This window comes from Arthrobacter sp. CG_A4 (assembly GCF_035985125.1).
GTDB lineage: Bacteria > Actinomycetota > Actinomycetes > Actinomycetales > Micrococcaceae > Arthrobacter.
In genome coordinates, this window is the sequence record NZ_JAXCID010000100.1 from 1 (window position 1) to 1559 (window position 1559).

Here is a 1559-nt window from a genome sequence, read left to right on the forward strand (position 1 = left end):
TACTCAAACAGGAGCCACGCCTACTTAACCCGGTGACACGCCGATCTCCCACAGCCTTGACGCCGGACCCAGGCCGCTAACCGAACGGCATTGGCCCTAGGGGGCGGTATCGGCGAGAAGATCAGCGATGAACTCGGCATATCTCAGCTTACCCTCGGCGTACTCCACGGTGAGAGCCGGGCGGCAACGACCATGATCGCCACATGGATCCGCGACCAAGTGCTGGACGACGGGAGTCTGCCTCTGGGCATTCGTTTCAAGAGCAAGAATGGTGGGGGAGACTGCTGGGCGTACTGGCTGCGTCGCAGGGATGACGGCCTGGACGGCGACGATATGACCTTCGATTCGGGCGCTGCGATCCACGCCCACAATCCGGCGCCGCTGACCGTGGCGGAACGCTTTGGCATCAGGATCTGGTGAGCCGGACATGATCGCCCACTCAGCCGTCATCGGGCGTCTCTGCACCAAAGGCAACTACTACAGCGTTGAAACCCAGCCGGCAGTCGATTACGGTCGTCTCCCCGGCATCTCAAATACGATCCTTTTTCAATATGGGACGGCCGGTGCGTCGGAGGTTGGTCTGTGGAGTTCAGCGCTTCGTGGCGGCGTTCTGTGATCGCTTGGTGTCGCCCAACCGGGCTTTGAGTCTTGCATCGCATCGGTTATGAGGCACGTCTGCGAGACACCTTCGGTCCTGTGAATCGCAGCGCTAAATGGCCGTTTCTCGTGGCGCTATTTCTCACCCCGCTGACCGCCCGTTGAAGGATCGGCTTACGGGCACGCTGCACCTGTTTGCATCCGGTCGGGAGTCTGCTTGCATAAGGGTATGACTGAGCAGCCGCCGGCAGCAGTGACCGAGGAGCTGGGCCGGTTCCGGTCAGCGTTGGCCGCTGTCATCCCCGGCAGGACGGCGTCGAACCTCTTGGCCGGGACGTGGAACATCCGTGCGCTGGGTGACCTGACCGCCAAGTGGCTGGCCGGGCCCGAGGACTCGCCCAAGCGGGACTGGCACGCGGTGGCCTGCCTGGCCGAGGTGATCTCCCGTTTCGACGTCCTCGCTGTCCAGGAGTCCCGCCGTAATCCCGTAGCCCTCAAGCGGCTCTTGGCCGTCCTCGGACCGTCCTGGAAGGTCATGGTCTCCGACGCGGTCGAAGGAGCCGCCGGCAACGGCGATCGCCTCGCTTTCCTCTACGACAGCACCCGAGTCCAACCCTCGGGCCTGGTCGGGGAGATCGTGCTCCCACCGATGGGGGATGATCCGCAGCGCCAGTTCGCCCGCACCCCCTACACCGCCAGCTTCGCCAGTGCCGGGGTGGAGTTCACCCTCGCCTCCGTCCATATCCTCTGGGGCAAGAACCCCGCCGGGCGCCTGCCGGAGATCACGGCGTTCGCCCAGTGGATGCATGACTGGGCGGTCCGGCCCAACGACTGGAACACCAACCTCATCGTGCTCGGTGACTTCAATGCGCACGTCAAGTTTTTGAGACAGTTTCGTAGTTGATTTCGGTTACGCGGCCGCGGCCGCGGGTTCGTGGTCGCGGGCTTGGTGGTCTGCGAGG

2 protein-coding genes are annotated in these 1559 nt (G+C 63.8%); both read left to right on the top strand.

The annotated features are described in order from the left end of the window. The first annotated feature begins 90 nt into the window (after positions 1–90). Entirely contained in the window at positions 91–420 is a 330-nt protein-coding gene (locus RCH07_RS19175; protein ID WP_326969085.1) for a hypothetical protein, read from the top strand. Positions 421–826: 406 nt separating this feature from the next. Continuing rightward, on the top strand, positions 827–1501 hold the full coding sequence (locus RCH07_RS19180) for an endonuclease/exonuclease/phosphatase family protein (RefSeq protein WP_326969086.1): 675 nt from the start codon (positions 827–829) through the stop codon (positions 1499–1501). Positions 1502–1559 lie beyond the last annotated feature (58 nt).

Excerpts from the sequence above, each read along its gene's own strand:
- RCH07_RS19180 (WP_326969086.1), top strand. The coding sequence starts at position 827 with ATGACTGAGCAGCCGCCGGCAGCAGTGACCGAGGAGCTGGGCCGGTTC.